At 60.5% G+C, this 18,316-nt stretch carries 18 protein-coding genes; 10 read left to right on the top strand and 8 right to left on the bottom strand.

Features of this window, described 5'->3' with window-relative positions; all coding sequences use genetic code 11:
• Positions 1 to 43: 43 nt before the first annotated feature.
• The 3 genes from MKI83_RS14700 to MKI83_RS14690 all read right to left on the bottom strand — a co-directional run bounded on the left by MKI83_RS14700 (position 44) and on the right by MKI83_RS14690 (position 3,247).
• Positions 44 to 1,102 (bottom strand): putative 2-aminoethylphosphonate ABC transporter ATP-binding protein, encoded by a 1,059-nt coding sequence (locus MKI83_RS14700; protein ID WP_241587890.1) that lies wholly within the window; start codon positions 1,100 to 1,102, stop codon positions 44 to 46.
• Between the two features lie 58 nt (positions 1,103 to 1,160).
• Positions 1,161 to 2,177: a putative 2-aminoethylphosphonate ABC transporter substrate-binding protein gene (locus MKI83_RS14695; RefSeq protein ID WP_241587887.1), complete on the bottom strand. Its 1,017-nt coding sequence runs from the start codon at positions 2,175 to 2,177 to the stop codon at positions 1,161 to 1,163.
• Between the two features lie 149 nt (positions 2,178 to 2,326).
• Positions 2,327 to 3,247, bottom strand: coding sequence for a LysR substrate-binding domain-containing protein (locus MKI83_RS14690; protein ID WP_241587884.1), 921 nt, complete (start codon positions 3,245 to 3,247; stop codon positions 2,327 to 2,329).
• A 173-nt stretch (positions 3,248 to 3,420) separates the two neighbouring features.
• On the opposite strand from MKI83_RS14690, the gene MKI83_RS14685 reads away from it, so the two are divergent.
• From MKI83_RS14685 to phnX, 3 genes are read left to right on the top strand one after another with little or no spacing between them, the layout of a single operon-like run.
• Entirely contained in the window at positions 3,421 to 4,122 is a 702-nt protein-coding gene (locus MKI83_RS14685) for an HAD family hydrolase (RefSeq protein WP_241587882.1), read from the top strand.
• 27 nt (positions 4,123 to 4,149) lie between these two features.
• On the top strand, positions 4,150 to 5,265 hold the full coding sequence (locus MKI83_RS14680; RefSeq protein WP_241587879.1) for a 2-aminoethylphosphonate--pyruvate transaminase: 1,116 nt from the start codon (positions 4,150 to 4,152) through the stop codon (positions 5,263 to 5,265).
• Between the two features lie 2 nt (positions 5,266 to 5,267).
• Positions 5,268 to 6,098 carry a phosphonoacetaldehyde hydrolase gene (gene phnX, locus MKI83_RS14675; RefSeq protein ID WP_241587876.1) on the top strand — a complete coding sequence of 277 codons (831 nt, stop codon included), beginning with the start codon at positions 5,268 to 5,270 and terminating at the stop codon, positions 6,096 to 6,098.
• An 82-nt stretch (positions 6,099 to 6,180) separates the two neighbouring features.
• Here phnX and MKI83_RS14670 read toward each other — a convergent pair whose 3' ends face one another.
• The 5 genes from MKI83_RS14670 to argH form a co-directional block, all read right to left on the bottom strand.
• Positions 6,181 to 6,918, bottom strand: coding sequence for a substrate-binding periplasmic protein (locus MKI83_RS14670; RefSeq protein ID WP_241587873.1), 738 nt, complete (start codon positions 6,916 to 6,918; stop codon positions 6,181 to 6,183).
• Between the two features lie 16 nt (positions 6,919 to 6,934).
• Positions 6,935 to 7,639 carry a substrate-binding periplasmic protein gene (locus tag MKI83_RS14665; RefSeq protein WP_241587870.1) on the bottom strand — a complete coding sequence of 235 codons (705 nt, stop codon included), beginning with the start codon at positions 7,637 to 7,639 and terminating at the stop codon, positions 6,935 to 6,937.
• Between the two features lie 8 nt (positions 7,640 to 7,647).
• Positions 7,648 to 9,174: a methyl-accepting chemotaxis protein gene (locus tag MKI83_RS14660; protein WP_241587868.1), complete on the bottom strand. Its 1,527-nt coding sequence runs from the start codon at positions 9,172 to 9,174 to the stop codon at positions 7,648 to 7,650.
• Between the two features lie 133 nt (positions 9,175 to 9,307).
• Positions 9,308 to 10,165 carry a KPN_02809 family neutral zinc metallopeptidase gene (gene ypfJ / locus MKI83_RS14655; protein ID WP_241587865.1) on the bottom strand — a complete coding sequence of 286 codons (858 nt, stop codon included), beginning with the start codon at positions 10,163 to 10,165 and terminating at the stop codon, positions 9,308 to 9,310.
• Positions 10,166 to 10,227: 62 nt separating this feature from the next.
• A complete protein-coding gene (argH, locus tag MKI83_RS14650; RefSeq protein ID WP_241587862.1) occupies positions 10,228 to 11,622 on the bottom strand; it encodes an argininosuccinate lyase in 1,395 nt (464 codons plus the stop codon).
• Positions 11,623 to 11,789: 167 nt separating this feature from the next.
• On the opposite strand from argH, the gene MKI83_RS14645 reads away from it, so the two are divergent.
• The 7 genes from MKI83_RS14645 (at position 11,790) to MKI83_RS14615 (ending at position 18,281) form a co-directional block, all read left to right on the top strand.
• A complete protein-coding gene (locus MKI83_RS14645) occupies positions 11,790 to 12,872 on the top strand; it encodes a sensor histidine kinase (RefSeq protein ID WP_241587859.1) in 1,083 nt (360 codons plus the stop codon).
• A 5-nt stretch (positions 12,873 to 12,877) separates the two neighbouring features.
• A complete protein-coding gene (locus MKI83_RS14640; RefSeq protein WP_241587857.1) occupies positions 12,878 to 13,630 on the top strand; it encodes a LytR/AlgR family response regulator transcription factor in 753 nt (250 codons plus the stop codon).
• Positions 13,631 to 13,726: 96 nt separating this feature from the next.
• On the top strand, positions 13,727 to 14,671 hold the full coding sequence (gene hemC / locus MKI83_RS14635; RefSeq protein ID WP_241587854.1) for a hydroxymethylbilane synthase: 945 nt from the start codon (positions 13,727 to 13,729) through the stop codon (positions 14,669 to 14,671).
• Positions 14,668 to 15,450, top strand: a complete 783-nt coding sequence (locus tag MKI83_RS14630) for a uroporphyrinogen-III synthase (protein ID WP_241587851.1) — start codon at positions 14,668 to 14,670, stop codon at positions 15,448 to 15,450. The genes hemC and MKI83_RS14630 overlap by 4 nt, the downstream gene beginning before the upstream one ends.
• A 34-nt stretch (positions 15,451 to 15,484) precedes the next feature.
• Positions 15,485 to 15,769 carry an antibiotic biosynthesis monooxygenase family protein gene (locus tag MKI83_RS14625; RefSeq protein WP_241587848.1) on the top strand — a complete coding sequence of 95 codons (285 nt, stop codon included), beginning with the start codon at positions 15,485 to 15,487 and terminating at the stop codon, positions 15,767 to 15,769.
• Between the two features lie 38 nt (positions 15,770 to 15,807).
• A complete protein-coding gene (locus tag MKI83_RS14620) occupies positions 15,808 to 17,046 on the top strand; it encodes a uroporphyrinogen-III C-methyltransferase (RefSeq protein ID WP_241587845.1) in 1,239 nt (412 codons plus the stop codon).
• A complete protein-coding gene (locus MKI83_RS14615) occupies positions 17,046 to 18,281 on the top strand; it encodes a heme biosynthesis HemY N-terminal domain-containing protein (RefSeq protein ID WP_241587842.1) in 1,236 nt (411 codons plus the stop codon). Before MKI83_RS14620 ends, MKI83_RS14615 begins: the two co-directional genes overlap by 1 nt.
• Positions 18,282 to 18,316: the final 35 nt, after the last annotated feature.

Here is an 18,316-nt window from a genome sequence, read left to right as displayed (position 1 = left end):
CATCCTCACGGGGCGCATGGGCGCCCCGACAACACAAGATTGATTAAGCGGCAAAGCAGCGCAGCGCATTGGCAGGCAAACGCATACCCAAGTGTTGGCCCAGCGCTAGGTTGAGGGCGCGGGCGCTGCGTGGGTCGATATCAACGATCAGGCGTTGATTGAGGCTCGGCACATGCACGTGCGAGCGGATATAGGTGCCGAGAAAATCCAACTGCTCAACCACCACCGGCAGGCTGTCGCCACTGCGCGAGCACAGCTCGACTTCTTCGGGGCGAATGGCCAAGCGCAACGCGCTGCCTTGCTGGCCGGCCGGGCTGGGCAGGTTGAACAGTTGTTCGCCCACTTGCGCTTGCTGGGTGCTGGTGAGGGTGGAGTCGACAAAGTTCATCGCGCCCACAAAGTCAGCGACAAAGGCGCTGGCCGGTTGCTGGTAAATCTCCAAGGGGCTGCCGACTTGTTCGATCACACCGTGGTTCATCACCACCACGCGGTCGGCCATGGTCAGGGCTTCTTCTTGATCGTGGGTGACCAAGATGGTGGTCACGCCGAGCTGCTGTTGCAGGCTGCGAATTTCGCGGCGCAAGTGCTGGCGCACGCGGGCATCCAGCGCCGAGAGCGGCTCGTCCAGCAGCAGTAGGCCGGGCTCGGGTGCCATGGCGCGGGCGAGCGCGACGCGTTGCTGTTGGCCGCCCGACAGTTGATTGGGGTATTTGCGCGCTTGGTCAGCCAGACCGATCAAGTCCAGCAGGCTCATGACGCGGGTTTTGATCGCGGCTTTAGCCCACTTCAAGCTGCGTAGACCAAAGGCGACGTTGTCGAACACGCTGAGGTTGGGAAACAGCGCATAGGACTGAAAGACAATGCCGAAGTCGCGCTCACGCGGTGGCAGCGCGCTGATGTCGCGGCCGTTTTGCGTGATGCTGCCGCGATCTTGCTGCTCTAGGCCGGCGATGATGCGCAATAACGTGGTTTTGCCGCAGCCGGAGGGGCCGAGAAAGCACACCAACTCGCCGGCGTTGATCTGCAAATCAATGTCGCGCAGGGCATGAAAGTGGCCGAAGTGCTTGTTGATGTTGGCAAGGCTTAATCCGTGGGCGTGCATGGCAACTCCTAGAAACACAAACACGCCGGCGTCAGGCGCCGGCGTGGAACAGGGTGAATTACTGAGCTTCGGCTTTGCCTTCGTAGCGGCTCTGCCACTGCGTGAGGATGCTGTCGCGATTTTGCGCCGCCCAAGCGAAGTCGTTTTTGATCAACAGCTTTTCGGGTTCGGCGGGGAAGTACTTCACCGGCTTGGCCACACCGGGCATGGCGACGATGGCGTAGCCTTCGTTGTACAGCTCGTTGGCGGGCTTACTCACGACCCAATCCATCAGGGTTTGGGCGGCGGCGCTGTGCTTGCTGCCTTTGATGATGGCGGCGGCTTCCATTTCCCAGCCCAAGCCTTCCTGCGGGAAAATCAGCTCCAATGGCGCGCCGTTTTCTTTCTCACGTGCACCGCGGAAGGCGAACGAGATGCCGATCGCCGCTTCACCGCTGGCGGCCATCTTGCAAGGCTTGGAGCCTGAGTGGGTGTAGCTCTTGATGTTCTGGTGCAGGCCGTCCATGTAGGCCCAGCCCTTGTCTTGGCCAAAGGTTTGCAGCCAAGCGGATACATCCAAATAGCCGGTGCCGGATGAGGCCGGATGCGGCATGACGATGTGGTTTTGGTATTCCGGCTTGGTCAGGTCTTGCCAGCTTTGCGGTGGGGTCAGGTTGTGCTTCTTGGCCTCCACGGTGTTAAAGCAGATCGCTGCCATCCACGCATCCATGCCCACCCACTGCGGCGGGTTTTGGCTGTCGCGGTACAGCGGAGCCAAGGCTTCTACCCCTTTGGGCGCATAGCCCTGCAACAGCCCTTCTTTTTGCAGCAGCATCAAACTGGTGCCGGCGAGGCCCCACACGGCGTCGGCGCGCGGGTTGTCTTTTTCTGCCAGCAGGCGGGCGGTGATGATGCCGGTGGAGTCGCGCACCCACTTGATGCTGATGTCGGGGTGAGCTTGGTTAAAGCGCTCGGCGTATTTTTTCAGGTCTTCGGCTTCGAGTGCGGTGTACACGGTGAGTTCGGTGTTGGCTTGGGCCGAGAGGGCCAGCAGGGTGCCGGACAGGGCCAGCCAGTGCTTGAGGGGCTTACGCATGGTGATTCACTCCTGGGTCGTTATAACGTCAGCTAGGGCTTGCGTGGTGAGGACGTGGGAGGATGCTAGGCAGCCCGTGTTGCAGCGGTGTGACGTCGGTTGCTGATATGGCTAAGATTTTCTAAGGGCATCGCTCAGGCTCTCTTGGGCTAGACCACCGCGCTGTCGAGCCGGCGCAGGCCGGCGCCGTGGTGGCGTACCTCGCGCTTGAGCCAATCGCAGAAGGCCAGCACTTTGGGACGCTGATCACCGCGTTGGCAGACTAAGTAATGCCCGCCGCGAGTGGCCATCACGCCGGCGTGGGGGCGAACGAGCGTGCCTTGGCGCAGGGCGTCTTCCACCAGGAAGTTGCGCGTCAGTAGCACGCCATCGCATTGCTGCACGGCCTGCATGGCCAGTGTGGTGGTGTCGAACTCCAGCGCGGGCGGCGGGGCGAGTCGTTCAATTTGCTGGCAGGCCAACCACTGGTGCCAGCCTTCGCGGTAGCCCAATACGCTGATCATCGGCCAGTCGCACAGCTCGCGCGCGGAGGCCGGCGCGCCGTGGCGCTCTAAGGTTTGCGCACTGCACACCACGACCCAGTGCTCAGTGGTTAAGCGCTCGACGTGGCGATTACTCCAGTCGCCGTAGCCATTGCAAATCTCAATATCGGCGTTGCTGTCGTCTTCAAACACTGTCCACGCCGATGAGCTGATTCGCAGGCGAAAACGCGGGTATTCGGCCAAAAAACGGTGCAAGCGCGGGGCTAAAAAATGCTCGGCGAAGGAGTTGGAGACTTTGACCGACAGCTGCGTCCGGCTGCGCTCGCCGAATAGCTCCTCGGTGCTGCTGTGCAAGTTATGAAACGCCTGCGTTAACGGCGGCAAATAGCTGCGGCCGATGTCGGTCAGGCGCAGCCCCTTGGCCTCGCGCACAAACAGTTGGCAGTTGAGGTGGCGCTCCAGCTGCTTGACCTGTTGGCTAACAGCCGCCTGCGTGACATGCAGCTCCTCGGCGGCACGGGTGAAGCTGCCCAAGCGGGCAGAGGTTTCAAAGGCGCGGAGCGCATTTAACGGCGGCAGGCTGGCCATGCTGTGCTTATACCTTGGCGGCGGCTGGGGTGAGGGCAGTAAACGGCAGGCAGATGACAGGCCGATGACAAGGGTTAAGCAAAACTTGGCCTATGGCTTAGGGGGGCTGTCTGGGCTAGGCCAGCGCGGCTGCTGATACTGCGTGCCATGTTTTTGTTGCCCTAGGAGCCTTCATGCCGCGCGCCAATTTGGCCATTTTTGATCTCGACCACACCTTGTTGGAGGGCGATTGCTCGCAACTGTGGGGTGAGCACATGCAGCGCTTGGGCTGGGTCGAGCCGGTCGCCTTTGCCCAAGCCCATCAGGCGCTCATGGCCGACTACCAAGAGCGTGGGCTGGATATGCAAGCCTACTTGGCGCTGACCCTCGCCCCGCTGCAAGGCCGCTGCGTGCGCGAAGTGCAGATGGAGGTCGGCTTGTTCGTGCAAGAGCACATCGTGCCGCGTTTGTATCGCGATACGTGGGACTTGCTGGCCGAACATCGCATGGCCGGCGATCAGCTGCTGCTGATTTCAGCCAGTGAAGACTTTTTAGTCGCTCCCATCGGTCGGGCATTGGGTTTTAGTCCTAGCAACACGTTTGGTGTGCCGTGCGAGCAGCGCGACGGCTGTTTTACCGGCCAAGGTGCCGGCGAGCCGACCTATGGCGTGGGCAAGGTGCACTGTCTAGAGCGGTGGCTAGCGCAGCAGCCGTTTAGCGTTGCTGACAGCACGTTTTACAGCGACTCCCACAACGATCTGCCTCTGTTGGAGTGGGTCAGCCAGCCGGTAGCCACCAACCCCAATCCCCAGCTGGCGGCACTGGCCAGCGCGCGCCATTGGCCGCAGCGCTGGCTCGATCAACCTCTGCCGCGCCGCCGTGCCGCCGCCGAATAACGGGCGTTAAGCCCTAGCGAGAGTGTTATGCGAGAACCAATCCTGCTCACCCCAGGCCCTTTGACCACTACCCTAACCACCAAAAGCGCCATGCTGCGCGATTGGGGCTCGTGGGATGAGCGCTTTAACCAGATGACCGCCAGCGTGTGTGCTGACTTGTTAGCCATCGCGCAGGCGCAAGACAGCCATGTGTGTGTGCCCTTGCAAGGCTCGGGCACCTTCGCCGTGGAGGCCGCCATCGGCACCTTGCTGCCACGCGATGGCACGCTGTTGGTGCTGAGCAATGGCGCCTACGGCCAGCGCATGGCGCAGATTGCCGAAGTGATGGGCCGCGCAGTGCAGACGCTGGCCTTTGCCGACGATCAAGCCGCCGACCCTGCACACTTGGCCAGCTACTTGGCGGCACACCCCGAAGTGAGTCACGTGGGGGTGATTCATTGCGAGACCAGCACCGGCTTGCTCAATCCACTGGCGGAGCTGGCGGCGGTGACCGCTGCCGCCGGCCGTGGCTTGATCATCGACAGTATGAGCGCGTTCGCAGCCTTGCCGGTGGATGCGCGCAGCCTGCCGTTTAGCGCATTGATTGCCTCGGCTAACAAATGTTTAGAGGGGGTGCCGGGCATGGGCTTTGTGCTGGTCGAGCGTCAAGCGTTAGCCAATGCGCAAGGCAACAGCCACTCGCTGGCGCTGGATTTGTACGACCAACACGCCTACATGGCGCGCACTGGGCAGTGGCGTTACACACCGCCCACGCATGTGCTGGCGGCGCTGCGCAGCGCGTTGGATAGCTTTATCGCCGAAGGCGGGCAGCCGGCACGGCTGGCGCGTTATCAAGACAACGCCAATACCTTGCTCCAAGGCTTAGCCCGGTTAGGCCTCACCAGCTACCTGCTAGCGGATCGGCAAGCGCCGATCATCATCACAGTACACGCGCCTAAGCTGGCCGATTACGACTTTACCCGCCTGTATCAAGCGGTGCGCGCGCGCGGCTTCATCCTCTATCCGGGCAAGCTGACCCGCGTGGAAACCTTCCGTATTGGCTGTATTGGCGCGATTCAGCGCCACGACATTGAGCAAGCGTTAGCCGCCTTGGCGGCGGCCTTGACGGATATGGGCTGGCAACCGCCCGCACAGGAGCACTGACTATGTACCGTTACCAACGCCGTTACTGCGGCCCGCTGCAAGCGGTGATCTTTGACTGGGCCGGCACCTTGGTGGACTTCGGCTCGTTCGCCCCCACGCAAGTGCTGATCGATGTGTTTGCCGAACAAGGCATCTCGATTTCGATGGTCGAAGCCCGCGCACCGATGGGCTTGGCCAAGTGGGATCATATTCAAGCGCTGGGCCGGCAAAGTGCGGTGGCTGAGCGCTGGCAAGCGCGGTTTGGCAGCGCCATGACCGATGCCGATGTGGATCGCCTGTATCACGCGTTTATGCCGTTGCAAGTGCAGCGCGTGGCCGATTACTCCGCACCGATTGCCGGCGCGCGCGAATGCTTGGCGCAACTGCGGGCACGGGGTTTGAAGATCGGCTCCTGCTCGGGCTACCCGCGCGTGGTGATGGAGGCCTTGTTGCCGCACGCCCACGCGGCCGGTATTGCGCCGGATATTGCCATCGCCACCGATGACTTACCCGCCGGCGGCCGCCCCGGCCCGTGGATGGCGCTGGAGAATGTGCAGCGCTTAGCCGTGAGCGACGTCAGTGCTTGCGTCAAGGTCGACGACACCGTGCCCGGCATTGCCGAAGGCTTGGCTGCGGGCATGTGGACCGTCGGTTTGGCGGCTTCGGGCAATGCTGTCGGGCTCACCTATGCGCAGTGGCTCGCCCTGAGTGCTGCCGAGCAAGAGACGGTGCAGCAACCCGCGCGCGACAGCTTGTTCGCCGCCGGCGCGCACTACGTGATTGCCAGCGTGGCCGAACTCGACGCCGTGTTAGATGACATTCAACAGCGGCTAGCACGCGGCGAGCGACCCTAATCAGCGCCGGATTACGAACATGCCCTGCTCACGGTGTGGGCAGGGCATGTTCTGCGCTCGGTTAAAACGAGGGGTTCAGGCGTTACTTAAGCCCATTGCGGCTGAGAATCTCATCCAACGTGCCGTTGCCTTTGATCTCGGCCAAGCCCTTATTAAAGGCCTCAATAATTTTGGCTTTATTGGCGTTTTTCTGCCCAGCGGCAATGTGTAATGGGTTGCTCGACAAGGGTGGGTCAACAAAGGCCAGTTTGTCCAAGGCATCAGGCTGGGTTTTGCTGATCAAGCTGCGTGCGACCACTTCGTCTTCAAGGGTCAGGTCGATCCGTCCGCCGACCAGCTTAAGGATGCTGGGCATGAGCTCGGCGGCTTCTTGTTTCTTGAAGTTATTGGCCTTTTCAAAGGCATCACCGTAGCCATAGCCGCGCACGGTGCCGATGGTTTTGCCCTTCAAGCTGTCGATGCCGGTATAGGCGAAGGTATCGTCCTTGCGTTTGATGAATTTCAAATCGTTGGATAAGTACGACTCACCGAACAGCAAATACGCTTCGCGCTCTTGCGTGTGCCAGGCGCCGACCAGAATGTCGATGGAGCCTTCTTTAACCCCATCCAACGCACGCTGCCACGGCATGAAGCTGAACTTTAAGGTATGCCCCTGACTGGCTAAAGCAGCGGCGACGATCTCAACCGCCACGCCTTGTTTGGCGTGTTCGGGGTCTAAAAAGGGCGGCCATGGGTCGCCAGCGGCGGTTACCGTGTCGGCCTGCGCAAAGCTGGCACAAAGAAGAAGGAAGGCGGCAGCTAAGTGGTGTTTAAGGTTCATTGCGGTGCTCCATGAATTAGTTCGACTGGGCCTGTTTGAACAGCTCGGCTGCGGCTTGGCCACTGGCGTCTTGGGTGAAACAGATGTGCAAGGTTTTGTCTTCCAACAGGGTGTCGTTGAATTGGAGCTTGTCCTTGAGGCTGGCCAGCTTGGGCGAGTTGTCGATGAGGTAGGCCATGACATTGCGGTCGATAACCGCAAGATCGAGGCGGCCATTGGCCAGTTTGATCAGGTTTTGCTCATCGCTTTGGGTCGCGTCGGCACTGAGCTGACCTGTGCTGACGCGCTGATCAAACTCGGTCGTATTCACGTAGCCGGCCACCACGCCGATGCGCAGGCCCTTGAGGTCATCAAGACTCTGCCACGCGATGGGTTTGCTGCTGTTTTGCGCAAAGCCCAGCGGGCCGGTGCCGATCGGGTCGGAGAACACGCAGTCGAGGCTGGTGTCGTGGTACTCGGGAAAATAGCCAACGATGTTGGGGTCAGACTTGGCGGTATCGACCGCACGCTGCCAAGGCAAGATCTTGATGCTGACGTTGTGTCCTGCGCTGGCGTAAATCTCTTTGACGGCCTTGGCCGAGGAGCCTTGTTCAGCCAGCTTGGCCCCGGTGTAGGGCGGCCAATCGAGACTGTTGAGCTGAAAGTTGTCGGCAACAGTGGTCGTGCTGAAGGCGCAAACGGCAACAACAGCAAACGGTATGGCAAAGCGTAACGGTTGCATGAGCACTCCTAGACGTTGAAGCGGTCGATGAGACGGTCGAGCTGCATCGAGAGCTGGCTCAGCTTGCTGATCTCCTGCTGGCCGACGCCGATGCTCTGGGTGTTGTCGTGGTTGAGTTGGGCAATGCGGGTGACGCTCTTGTTGATGCTTTCCGCCACGCTGTGTTGCTCTTCGGCGGCTTGCGCGATGTAGATGTTCATCTCGCGCACTTTGCTCATCTTTTCGTTGATGTTGCTCACCGAGTGCTGCACATCTTCGGACTCACGGCCCACGTCGCTGGCGTATTGGCAGCTCTGGTCCATGGCGGTGACGACCTTGCCGGTGGCGTCCTGCAGGCGGCCAATGATGGTGCGAATTTCTTCGGTGGAGTTGCGCGTACGGCTGGCCAGCACACGAACTTCGTCGGCGACCACGGCAAAGCCACGGCCCATCTCGCCGGCGCGGGCGGCCTCGATCGCGGCATTGAGTGCCAGCAGATTGGTTTGCTCGGCGATTGCGTTGATAACCTCAATCACCTTGTCGATTTCATTGCTTTCTTCGGCCAACGACGCGGTGAGCTTGGCAACCTGCTGAATGTCGCCGACCAGTTTGCCTATGGCTTGATTGGCATTGCTGGATACCTGCGAGGCGCGGGTGACAAAGGTGCTGGCTTCGTCGGTGACTTGCGCGGTTTGCGTGGCGTTGCGGGCAACTTCCTCCACCGCGCTGGTCATCTGCGTCACCGCGGTGGCAACTTGATCCAGCTCTTGCTGTTGGGCGTCGATTCCTTTGGCGTTGGCTTTGCTGTGGGTTTGGCTGCTGCTGGCGCTGTCGCGTACTTGGCTGGAGAGCGCTTTGATTTCGCTGATGATCTGCTGCAGCTTTTCAATGAATTGATTGGTGCTGGCGCCTAACGTGCCGACCTCATCTAAGCGCTTGATGCGCAGCCGATGGGTGAGGTCGCCGCCGCCTTGGGCCAGCTCGCTCAGAGCGCTGTTCATGTGATACAGCGGCTTAAGCACGTTGGAATGCATCAGGCTCATCAAGATGAAAATGATCACGCCGTCCAACAGCAGTGTTTGCACTAAAGAGCGGATTAGCAGGCTTTGCAGTTCGCTTTTGAGCAAGGCATCGCTGATCACGATGTCGGCTTGGCCTACGGTGTTTTTTTCGTCACCGTCTTCGTAAATCAGCTTAATGGTGCGCGGGTTGTCTAAAGATTTAGGCATCTCCTGCACGGTGCGGATCGTGCCGTCATCGTCTTTGGCAAAGCCGGCAATTAACTTGCCGTCGTTGCTGATGATCAGGGTGTCAACGCTGGGGTCGTGCATCTCCGCGCGAATGGCGGCCTCGACAAAGCCTTTTTCGTAATTCCACAACGGCGCCGGGAGCGATAGTTGCAGACGCTTACTGAGTCGCGCGATCGATGCGGATATTTGCTCGCTGCGCGTGACTTGCGTGTTGTGATAGCCGTAGTAGGCAAACCCCAGCAAGAGCACGGTAACGAGCGTAATGATGTAAACGCTGAGCCGCACTTTTAGGCTTTGAAAGTTCATGCGTGCATCCTGATGAATGAGTATCAACAGGTCACGGTGACGCTCCATCCAGATGAGTTAGGGCTTACTGCACGCCGTAAGACCTATCAATCAGGTTTAGCAGAGTGAGGTTGGGGTGCAAGTTGTCGGGCGATTAAAGGCGACTGACAGCAAACGTGTCGCATTGGCTCGGCTGGCCGTGGGTAAAGCCGTTTTGGAACCAGCGCATGCGTTGTTCGGCGCTGCCGTGAGTGAAGGCATCCGGTACCACGCGGCCTTGGGCTTGGCGTTGCAGGGTGTCGTCGCCGATGGCGTTGGCGGCGTTGAGCGCCTCTTCTACGTCGCCGGGCTCCAGCCATTGGTGGCGTGCTTGGGCGTGGTGGGCCCACACGCCGGCGAAGCAATCGGCTTGGAGTTCTTGGCGTACCAGTAAGCCGTTGTCTCCTTCGACGCGCTGGCCACGTTGCCGAGCTTGTTGCACCTTGCTGGAGATGCCCAGCACGGTTTGTACGTGATGGCCCACTTCGTGCGCGATGACATAGGCCTGAGCGAAGTCGCCGGCGGCGCGAAAGCGGGTGGCCATCTCGGAGAAGAACTGCAAATCCAAATACACCCGTCGATCGCCTGGGCAATAAAACGGCCCAACCGCTGCGCTGGCAAAGCCACAGGCCGATTGCACTTGGCCGGAGAACAACACCAGTTTGGGTTCGGGGTAGCGTTGGCCGCTGGCGCTAAATAGCTGGCCCCAGGTGTCTTCGGTGTCGCCCAAGATGGCTTTAACGAAGGCTACGTCTTCGGCATTGCCGGTCACCGGGCCTACAGGCGCGCTTTGTTGCGTCAGCGCTTGGCCGGCGAGCTTGCCGAGAATCTGCATCGGGTCTTCACCCATCAGCAAGCCAACCACCACCACGACCGCCACACCGCCGAGGCTGAGCTTGCCGCCGACGCGCCGGCCACCACGGCCGCGCGCGTCGATCACATTGTCACTGGAGCGAGCTTTGCGCCAACGCATAGAGGGTTCTCCTTGGCTGAGAGATCAGCATAGACGTTGGCGTGTTCAGCTGAGGCAAGCGCTTAGCGTTGAGCGAGCAGCTCGCGGCCACGGCCAACGGCGGCGCGCACTTGCTTGGGAGCGGTGCCGCCGATGTGGTCACGCGCGTTGACCGAACCTTCAAGGGTCAACACGGCGAACACGTCGTCAGTGATCTGGTCGCTGAACTGGCGGAGTTCTTCCAAGCTCATTTCGGCCAAGTCTTTGCTCTGGTCGACGCCGTACTTCACCGCTTTGCCGACGATCTCGTGACAGTCGCGGAAGGGCAGACCCTTGCGCACTAAATAGTCAGCCAGATCGGTGGCGGTGGAGAAGCCGCGCAGTGCGGCCTCGCGCATGACCGCGACTTTAGGCTGGATCGCCGGAATCATGTCGGCAAAGGCGCGTAGGCTGTCACGCAGGGTGTCGACGGCGTCGAACAGAGGCTCTTTGTCTTCTTGGTTGTCTTTGTTGTAAGCCAGTGGCTGGCTTTTCATCAGGGTCAGCAGGCCCATCAGGTGGCCGTACACGCGGCCGCTTTTGCCGCGGACCAGCTCGGGTACGTCGGGGTTTTTCTTTTGCGGCATGATCGACGAGCCGGTGCAGAAGCGGTCGGGCAAGTCGATAAAATTGAACTGCGCGCTGGTCCACAGCACCAGCTCTTCGGAGAAGCGCGACAGGTGCATCATCGCCAAACTGGCGGCGGCGCAGAATTCGATGGCGAAGTCGCGATCGGAGACGCCGTCCAGCGAGTTGCCGCTGATGGCTTCAAAGCCGAGCAGCTCACAGGTCACGCTGCGGTCGATCGGGTAGGTGGTGCCCGCCAGCGCCGCCGAGCCCAGCGGCATGCGGTTGGTGCGCTTACGGCAGTCAACAAGGCGCTCGTAGTCGCGACTGAGCATTTCAAACCAAGCCAGCAGGTGGTGGCCAAAGCTGACCGGCTGCGCGGTTTGCAGATGGGTGAAGCCGGGCATGATGACCTCAGCGTGGCGCTCGGCCTGCTCCAGCAAACCCTGCTGCAAGCGGGTGATTTCACCGAGGATGACGTCGATTTCTTCACGCAGCCACAGGCGAATATCGGTCGCTACTTGGTCATTCCGGCTGCGCCCAGTGTGCAGTTTTTTGCCAACGATGCCGACGCGCTCGGTGAGCTTGGCTTCGATGTTCATGTGCACGTCTTCAAGATCAACGCGCCAGTCAAATTGGCCGGCTTCGATATCGCTGCGAATGGCCGTCAGACCGTCAATGATGCTGTCGCGCTCGGCATCGCTGAGCACGCCGACCTTGGCCAGCATGGTGGCGTGGGCGATAGAGCCTTGAATGTCGTGCTTGTACAGGCGCTTGTCGAACTCGACCGAGGCGGTAAAACGGGCGACAAAGGCATCGACGGGCTCGCTGAAACGGCCGCCCCAGGACTGGTTGGTAGGTGTTTGGCTCATGACGGACCTAGAGATCTGCTGGCGAAAAGTGCGCAGATCATAGCATTTCAGGGCCTTTTTTTGCCCGCATAGCCTGTATGGCTTGCTGGCCTGCTAGTTTGTTTGAGACATAGCGGCGAGTATTGTGCCCGCCACGGCGCTCGCCATTGTCACAGCAAGGAATCAGCATGGCCTCTCAGGACGCGGGTGCAAACAACCAGCGCAGCCCTTTTTTTAGCGAAGAAGATGATTTTTTTGTGCCGTCACTGTGCACCAGTGAGGCGGTGTTCACCTTGGTGGTGATGGCCGAGCTGCTGGTGTTAGTGCTGGTACTGGCTGAACCGATGGAGGCGGGTTTTGACTGGGTGCGCCTCGCGCTGACATCGCTGTTTGTGCAGTGGAACGTGCTGCTTTCAGCTGCTTTGCTGTGCGCCTTGCGCCCACGTTTGGCGCGGTTGGACGCCCGCACGGCCGCGCTGATGTGCGTGGCCTTGGTGGTGGTGCTCACCCTGATGTGCACTTTGGCCGCCGAAACCCTGCGTTTATTTGTGGTGCTGCCGGACAGCGAAGGCAATCTTCGCTATCTGCGCAATGGCTTGATCAGCTTGATCATGTCGACCCTGGTGTTGCGCTATTTCTGGCTGCAATCGCAGTGGCGTATTCAGCAACAGGCAGAATTGCGCGCGCGGATTCAATCGCTGCAAGCGCGCATTCGGCCGCACTTCTTGTTCAATAGCCTCAACAGTATTGCCAGCTTGGTGGCTGTCGATGCCGATAAAGCCGAGCAGGCGGTGTTGGATTTATCCGATTTATTTCGAGCCAGTCTCGCCACCCCCGGCACGCTGGTGCGTTGGCGAGAAGAGTTGGATTTGTGCCAGCGCTATTTATCGATCGAGCACTACCGTTTGGGTGATCGTCTGCAAATGTGCTGGGATGTGGCGGCGATCCCCGATGATCTGCCGATTCCACAGCTAAGTTTGCAGCCGTTGCTGGAGAACGCGCTGATCTATGGCATTCAGCCGCGAATTGAAGGCGGTGAGGTGGTCGTGACTGGCGCATGGGACGGTCAGCTGCTACGACTGGAAGTAAGCAATCCGTGCGCAGAGCACGAGGTGGTGGAGTCCACCGGCACGCATTTGGCGCTGGAGAACATTCAAGCGCGCCTAAAAGTGCTATTCGGCAGCGAGGCCGCAATCTCGGCACAGCGCCGCGCGGGTCGCTACATTGCTACGCTGAGCTATCCTTGTTCCAGACTCATGCCGGAAGCCTGAGCAGTATGAATGTCCTGATTGTTGATGATGAACCACTAGCGCGTGAGCGCTTGGCCCGCTTAGTTGGGCAAATCAATGGGTACCGTGTATTGGAACCCATGGCCACCAATGGCGAAGAGGCGCTGACGCTGGTTGAGCGCTTGCGGCCGGATATCGTCTTGCTGGATATCCGCATGCCGGGCCTTGATGGCCTGCAAGTGGCGGCCAAACTGTGCGAGCTGGATGCGCCACCGGCGGTGATCTTTTGCACCGCCCACGATGAGTTCGCTCTGGAGGCGTTTCAGGTCAGTGCCGTTGGCTACTTGGTTAAACCCGTGCGGGCCGAGCAACTGAGCGAAGCGCTGAAAAAAGCCGAGCGCCCCAACCGCGTACAATTGGCCAGTTTGACCAAGCCGGTTGAAGACGACAGCGGCCATGCCACGGCGCGCAGCCATATCAGCGCACGCACCCGCAAAGGCATCGAGCTGATCCCGCTGGAGCAAGTGCTGTACTTCATGGCCGATCACAAATACGTGACCTTGCGCCACGAAGGCGGCGAAGTGCTGCTGGATGAGCCGCTCAAAGCCTTAGAAGACGAGTTCGGCGACCAGCTGGTGCGCATACACCGCAATGCCTTGGTGGTGCGCGAGCGTATCGAGCGCTTGCAGCGTACGCCGATGGGACATTTCCAACTGCACTTGCGTGGTTTGGGCGATGAAACCCTCACCGTCAGCCGCCGCCACGTGGCGGGCCTGCGTAAGCTGATGCAGAAGCTGTAAACACGCGGTTTGCCCTGCGCTCGGTCAAAAAGTCAGGCGCAAACTGCGTGCTATCATCGCGGCACTTTGATCTGAGCTGATCCGGAGCTGCGCCCCATGGCCGACGCCAACACCCTGCGAATTGCTACCCGTCAAAGCGCTTTGGCGCTGTGGCAGGCCAACTATGTAAAAGACCGCCTTGAACAAGCGCACCCCGGTTTAACCGTGACCTTGCTGCCCATGGTCAGTCGTGGCGACAAGCTGTTGGATGCGCCGCTGGCCAAAATCGGTGGCAAAGGTTTGTTTGTTAAAGAGCTGGAAACCGCGCTGTTGGAAAACCAAGCCGATATCGCCGTGCACTCGATGAAAGACGTGCCGATGGATTTCCCCGAAGGCTTAGGTCTGTACTGCATCTGTGAGCGCGAAGACCCGCGCGATGCGTTCGTCTCTAACACCTACGACAGTCTGGCCCAGCTGCCGGCTGGCAGCGTGGTCGGCACGTCCAGTTTGCGCCGCCAAGCGCAATTGCTAGCGCACCGACCTGATCTGCAAATCCGGTTTTTGCGTGGCAACGTGAATACCCGTTTGGCCAAGCTGGATGCCGGCGACTACGACGCCATTATTCTCGCCGCCGCCGGCTTGATTCGCTTGGGCTTTGCTGAGCGGATTAAGAGTGCGATCAGCGCCGAAGACAGCTTGCCCGCTGGCGGCCAAGGTGCGGTGGGGATTGAGTGCCGCGTCGATGATCGCCGCGCGCATGAATTGTTGGCGGTGTTGCACGATGAGCCTACAGCGCTGCGTGTGCGCGCCGAGCGGGCGCTCAACACACGGCTAAACGGCGGCTGCCAAGTGCCGATCGCCTGCTACGCCACCCTTGAGAATGAACAACTGCACTTGCGTGGCTTGGTCGGCGAGCCGCAAGGCACGCGCTTGTTGCGCGCCGAGGCTTATGGCCCCGCCCAGGCGCCAGAAGCCTTGGGTGTGCAAGTGGCCGAAGCGCTACTGGCGCAAGGCGCCGGCGAGATTCTCGCCGCGGTGTACGCGGACGCTGCCGATCAATGAGCTCGTGGCGCTTATTGCTCACGCGCCCTGCGAACGAGTGCGCCACGCAAGTTCCTGAGTTAGCGGCGGCGGGTGTTGCTGCGCAGCCTTTTCCGCTGCTGGCGCTGGAGCCCAGCGTAGAAACCGCTATCGAGCGCAGCTTACTGCTGGAGTTAGCCCGCTATAGCTTGGTGATCGTGGTGAGTAAAACCGCGGCACGCTTGATGCTGGAGCGGGTAGATCGCTATTGGCCGCAGCCCCCGCATGCTCAGCTATGGGCCTGCGTAGGTCCTGGCACCGCGCAAATCCTGCACGACTACGGCCTCGACACGGCTAGCCCTGAAGCGGGGCGCGACAGCGAAGCGCTGTGGGCGTTGCCTGCGGTGCAGCACGCGTTGCAGCGCCCCGATGCTCGGGTGCTGATAGTGCGCGGCGAGGGCGGCCGTGACTGGCTCACCCAACAACTGGATAGCCAAGGCATCGCTTGGGATAGCCTCGCGCTGTATCGGCGGGTTTGCCCAAGCGTCGGCAGTGCGGAGCTTCTCAGCCATTTGGCCGCAGGGGCGATCAATGGCATTGTGCTGTCCAGCGCTGCCGGGCTGGATAATTTGCAGCACATAGCCGGCGAGCATTGGTCGCAAGTGCTACGCCTGCCTTTGCTGGTGCCCAGCGCCCGCGTGGCCGAGCAGGCGCGCGCTTTAGGCGCGCCGCATGTGGTGGTGTTGCGCGGTTTACGTAGCGACGAGTTGATCGCCAGCTTGCCGCCAGCCCCACCGCCGGGCGTTATCAGCTTTACTTAAAGTAAGCGTGACGCAGGTACAGTAGGAGGCAGACATGATTAAGGTAATGATTGAACGGCAAATTGCCGAAGGCCTAGAAGGCGCCTACGAAATGGCCATCCGCCAAGTGATTCAGGCGGCGGTCAATGCCCCGGGGTTTATCTCTGGCGAGGCGTATGCCGATATTCAACGGCCCAGCCATCGCGTGGTGATGGTGACTATGCGTGATCTGGCCAGTTGGCAGGTGTGGCAGCAATCGCCCGAGCGCTTGGCCACGGTCGCGGTGATCCAGCCAATGCTGGATGATGAGGAAAAAATCACTCTGCTAGAGCCGTTGTAAGATCTAGCCGAGCATAACAATAGGAAGGGGGATTACTTGTGAGCGACAAACCCGAGCAGCAACAGCCCGAAGCAACGGATGGCCCAGCAACGGATAGCCCAGCAACGGATAGCCCAGCAGCGGCCAGCACGCCGGTGGCCGATCCTAGCGCCAAGCCTGAGGTGAAGCCGGCAGCGGCCAGTGCGGCGCAGCCTGCGAGCGCCAAGTCAGGAGGCTCAGGCGTTGCCGTGCTGGCCTTGCTCGTGGCTTTAGCCGGCGCCGGTGCCGGTGGTTGGAGCGCTTGGCAAGAGTTGCAGCGTCAGCGCACACAGGCTGACGCGCCGAAAGTAGACCCCGCCCTAGTGGCCGCCGAGCAGGGCTTACAGCAACAGCAGCAAGCCCTGTCTGAGCTGGAAAGCAAACTGCTGCAAGCGGTTGAGCAAATGCCCAGCGCCGCCGGGTTGAGCGAGCAGAAAGCCGCACTGGCTGAGGTACAGGCCTCGCAACAGCAATTTGATCAGCGTTTGGCCACGTTGCTGGATCGCAGTCGCCAAGATTGGCGCTTGGCCGAGGGTGAGCACTTGGTTCGTCTCGCCAGCTTGCGTTTGGCCAGCCTGCGCGATGCGCAAGGCGCGCAGGCGCTGCTGATTGCCGCCGATGACATTCTGCGCGAACAAGACGACCCCGCCGCCTACGCCGCGCGTGAACAGCTGGCCAAAAGTGTCGAAGCGCTGCGCATGTTGCCCAAAATCGACCGCACCGGACTGTTCTTACAGTTGTCGGCCTTGCGTGACCACGTGTTCAGCTTGAAGCCGTTGCCGTCTGATTACGACGCCGAAGCTGAGCCACCGCTGTTGAGTGCCCGCGAAGGTGATCCTGAGTGGAAGCAATGGTTGAGCAAGCTGTCGGCCTATGTGCGTATCGACGTGGCCGCTGAAGAAAGCATCCGCCCACTTCTGGCCGGTGAAAGTCTGGAGCAAGTGCAACTGGCGCTCAGCCTGACCCTGCAACAAGCGCAGTGGAGCGTGTTTAACGGTGATCCGAAGGTGTATCAAGACGCCCTCAAGCAAGCCGAGCAGATCGTCGCCCGCTACTTCCCGCTGGAACACGGCGAAGTGCGCAACGTGCAGGAGCGCTTCAAAGAGCTGGCCGCACAGCCGGTGGACGTGCCATTGCCGTCGATTGCGGACACCCTCGTCGCCTATCAACTTTACCTCGCCCAGCGTGAGCGCAAAGACTTGCTGCTGACCCCTGTGGAGGCTGCGGCTGCCCCAGCGGCGAGCGGGGAGGCTGAGTAATGCGTTGGCTCATTCGACTGTTCAAATTGCTGCTCATCGCCGCGCCGATTGCCTTGGTGGCATGGGCGCTGACCGAGCACCCCGGCTATGTCCTGCTGTCTTACAAGCAGGTGCGCTTTGAGTCGAGCTTGTGGATTTTCCTCGCGCTGCTGGTGGTGCTGTGGTTCGTCATGTGGGGCTTACGCCTGCTGTTTGACATGCTCAAGCTGTCGAACAGTGCGTTTAACCCGTGGTCGCGGCATCACAAAAACAAGCGCATCGAGCGCGCCAGCTTGGATGGTTTTCTTGAGCTGGCCGAAGGCCGCTGGCAGCGCGCCTTGCTGCATCTGAAAAAAGCGGCTGAGGGCAGTCGTCAGCCCTTGCCCTTTTACTTAGGCGCCGCGCAAGCAGCCAACGAGTTGGGTGAGTACGACGAGTGCGACGCGCTGCTGACGCAAGCGCAAGCCGTGGCTCCCAAAGGCGATTTGCCCTTGGCTTTGACTCGCGCCGAGCTGTTGGCCGAGCGTGGCGAGCCCGCGCAAGCGGTGGCGTTGCTGGAGCCTTTGCGCAGCGCCAATCCGCGTCAGCCGCAGCTGCTGCGCCAACTGGCGAACCTGTACGAGCACAGCGACCAGTGGAGTAAGTTGTGTCAATTGCTGCCTGAGCTGCGCAAGCAAAACATCTTCCCGCCGGCGCACTTGGATGCCTTGGAGCTAGAGGCTTGGCATGTACGTCTGCAAGAAGCCGCCGACAGCGGCGAAGGCGAGGGTGAACTTAGCCTGCAACCTTTGACCCAAGCTTGGCAGGCGTTACCGGCCAAGCGTCGCGAAGACTCCAACCTGTTGGGCTTGTACGCGCAGCAGCTCAAGCGCTTGGGTGCTGGCGAAGAAGCTGAAAAAGTCCTGCTCAAAGCCATCGATAAAGACTACCGCAGCGACCTTGTCGCGCTGTACGGCCAAGTGCGCGGTGCTGACGCGCTCAAGCAATTGAAAGTGGCCGAAGGCTGGCTGAAAAGCCATGCGCAAGATGCCGAGCTGTTGCTGTGCTTGGGGCGTTTGTGTCTGCGTAATCAGCTGTGGGGCAAGGCTCGCGAGTACTTGGAGGCCAGCTTGAGCTTTGCCAGCTTGCCGCACGCGGTGGCGGAACTCGCGCGTTTGCTGGTGGCCGAAGGTGATCGCGAAGGTGCCTTTGCTCTGCTGCAAAAGGGCTTGTACAGCAACACCGAACTGCTGGATGTGGCAATGCCGAACGCCTGATCTGACGCTTGGCAGAGGATTAACGGCGCCCTGGT

The organism is Atopomonas sediminilitoris (assembly GCF_022601735.1).
GTDB classification, from domain to species: Bacteria; Pseudomonadota; Gammaproteobacteria; order Pseudomonadales; family Pseudomonadaceae; genus Atopomonas; species Atopomonas sediminilitoris.
The sequence above is the reverse complement of the archived record's forward strand: the minus strand, read 5'-3'. Positions and strand labels throughout refer to the sequence as shown.

Bases quoted from the DNA above. Each gene is read 5' to 3' on its own strand.
- MKI83_RS14700 (WP_241587890.1), bottom strand. From the start codon at position 1,102: ATGCACGCCCACGGATTAAGCCTTGCCAACATCAACAAGCACTTCGGC.
- MKI83_RS14695 (WP_241587887.1), bottom strand. From the start codon at position 2,177: ATGCGTAAGCCCCTCAAGCACTGGCTGGCCCTGTCCGGCACCCTGCTG.
- MKI83_RS14690 (WP_241587884.1), bottom strand. From the start codon at position 3,247: ATGGCCAGCCTGCCGCCGTTAAATGCGCTCCGCGCCTTTGAAACCTCT.
- MKI83_RS14685 (WP_241587882.1), top strand. From the start codon at position 3,421: ATGCCGCGCGCCAATTTGGCCATTTTTGATCTCGACCACACCTTGTTG.
- MKI83_RS14680 (WP_241587879.1), top strand. From the start codon at position 4,150: ATGCGAGAACCAATCCTGCTCACCCCAGGCCCTTTGACCACTACCCTA.
- phnX (WP_241587876.1), top strand. From the start codon at position 5,268: ATGTACCGTTACCAACGCCGTTACTGCGGCCCGCTGCAAGCGGTGATC.
- MKI83_RS14670 (WP_241587873.1), bottom strand. From the start codon at position 6,918: ATGAACCTTAAACACCACTTAGCTGCCGCCTTCCTTCTTCTTTGTGCC.
- MKI83_RS14665 (WP_241587870.1), bottom strand. From the start codon at position 7,639: ATGCAACCGTTACGCTTTGCCATACCGTTTGCTGTTGTTGCCGTTTGC.
- MKI83_RS14660 (WP_241587868.1), bottom strand. From the start codon at position 9,174: ATGAACTTTCAAAGCCTAAAAGTGCGGCTCAGCGTTTACATCATTACG.
- ypfJ (WP_241587865.1), bottom strand. From the start codon at position 10,165: ATGCGTTGGCGCAAAGCTCGCTCCAGTGACAATGTGATCGACGCGCGC.
- argH (WP_241587862.1), bottom strand. From the start codon at position 11,622: ATGAGCCAAACACCTACCAACCAGTCCTGGGGCGGCCGTTTCAGCGAG.
- MKI83_RS14645 (WP_241587859.1), top strand. From the start codon at position 11,790: ATGGCCTCTCAGGACGCGGGTGCAAACAACCAGCGCAGCCCTTTTTTT.
- MKI83_RS14640 (WP_241587857.1), top strand. From the start codon at position 12,878: ATGAATGTCCTGATTGTTGATGATGAACCACTAGCGCGTGAGCGCTTG.
- hemC (WP_241587854.1), top strand. From the start codon at position 13,727: ATGGCCGACGCCAACACCCTGCGAATTGCTACCCGTCAAAGCGCTTTG.
- MKI83_RS14630 (WP_241587851.1), top strand. From the start codon at position 14,668: ATGAGCTCGTGGCGCTTATTGCTCACGCGCCCTGCGAACGAGTGCGCC.
- MKI83_RS14625 (WP_241587848.1), top strand. From the start codon at position 15,485: ATGATTAAGGTAATGATTGAACGGCAAATTGCCGAAGGCCTAGAAGGC.
- MKI83_RS14615 (WP_241587842.1), top strand. From the start codon at position 17,046: ATGCGTTGGCTCATTCGACTGTTCAAATTGCTGCTCATCGCCGCGCCG.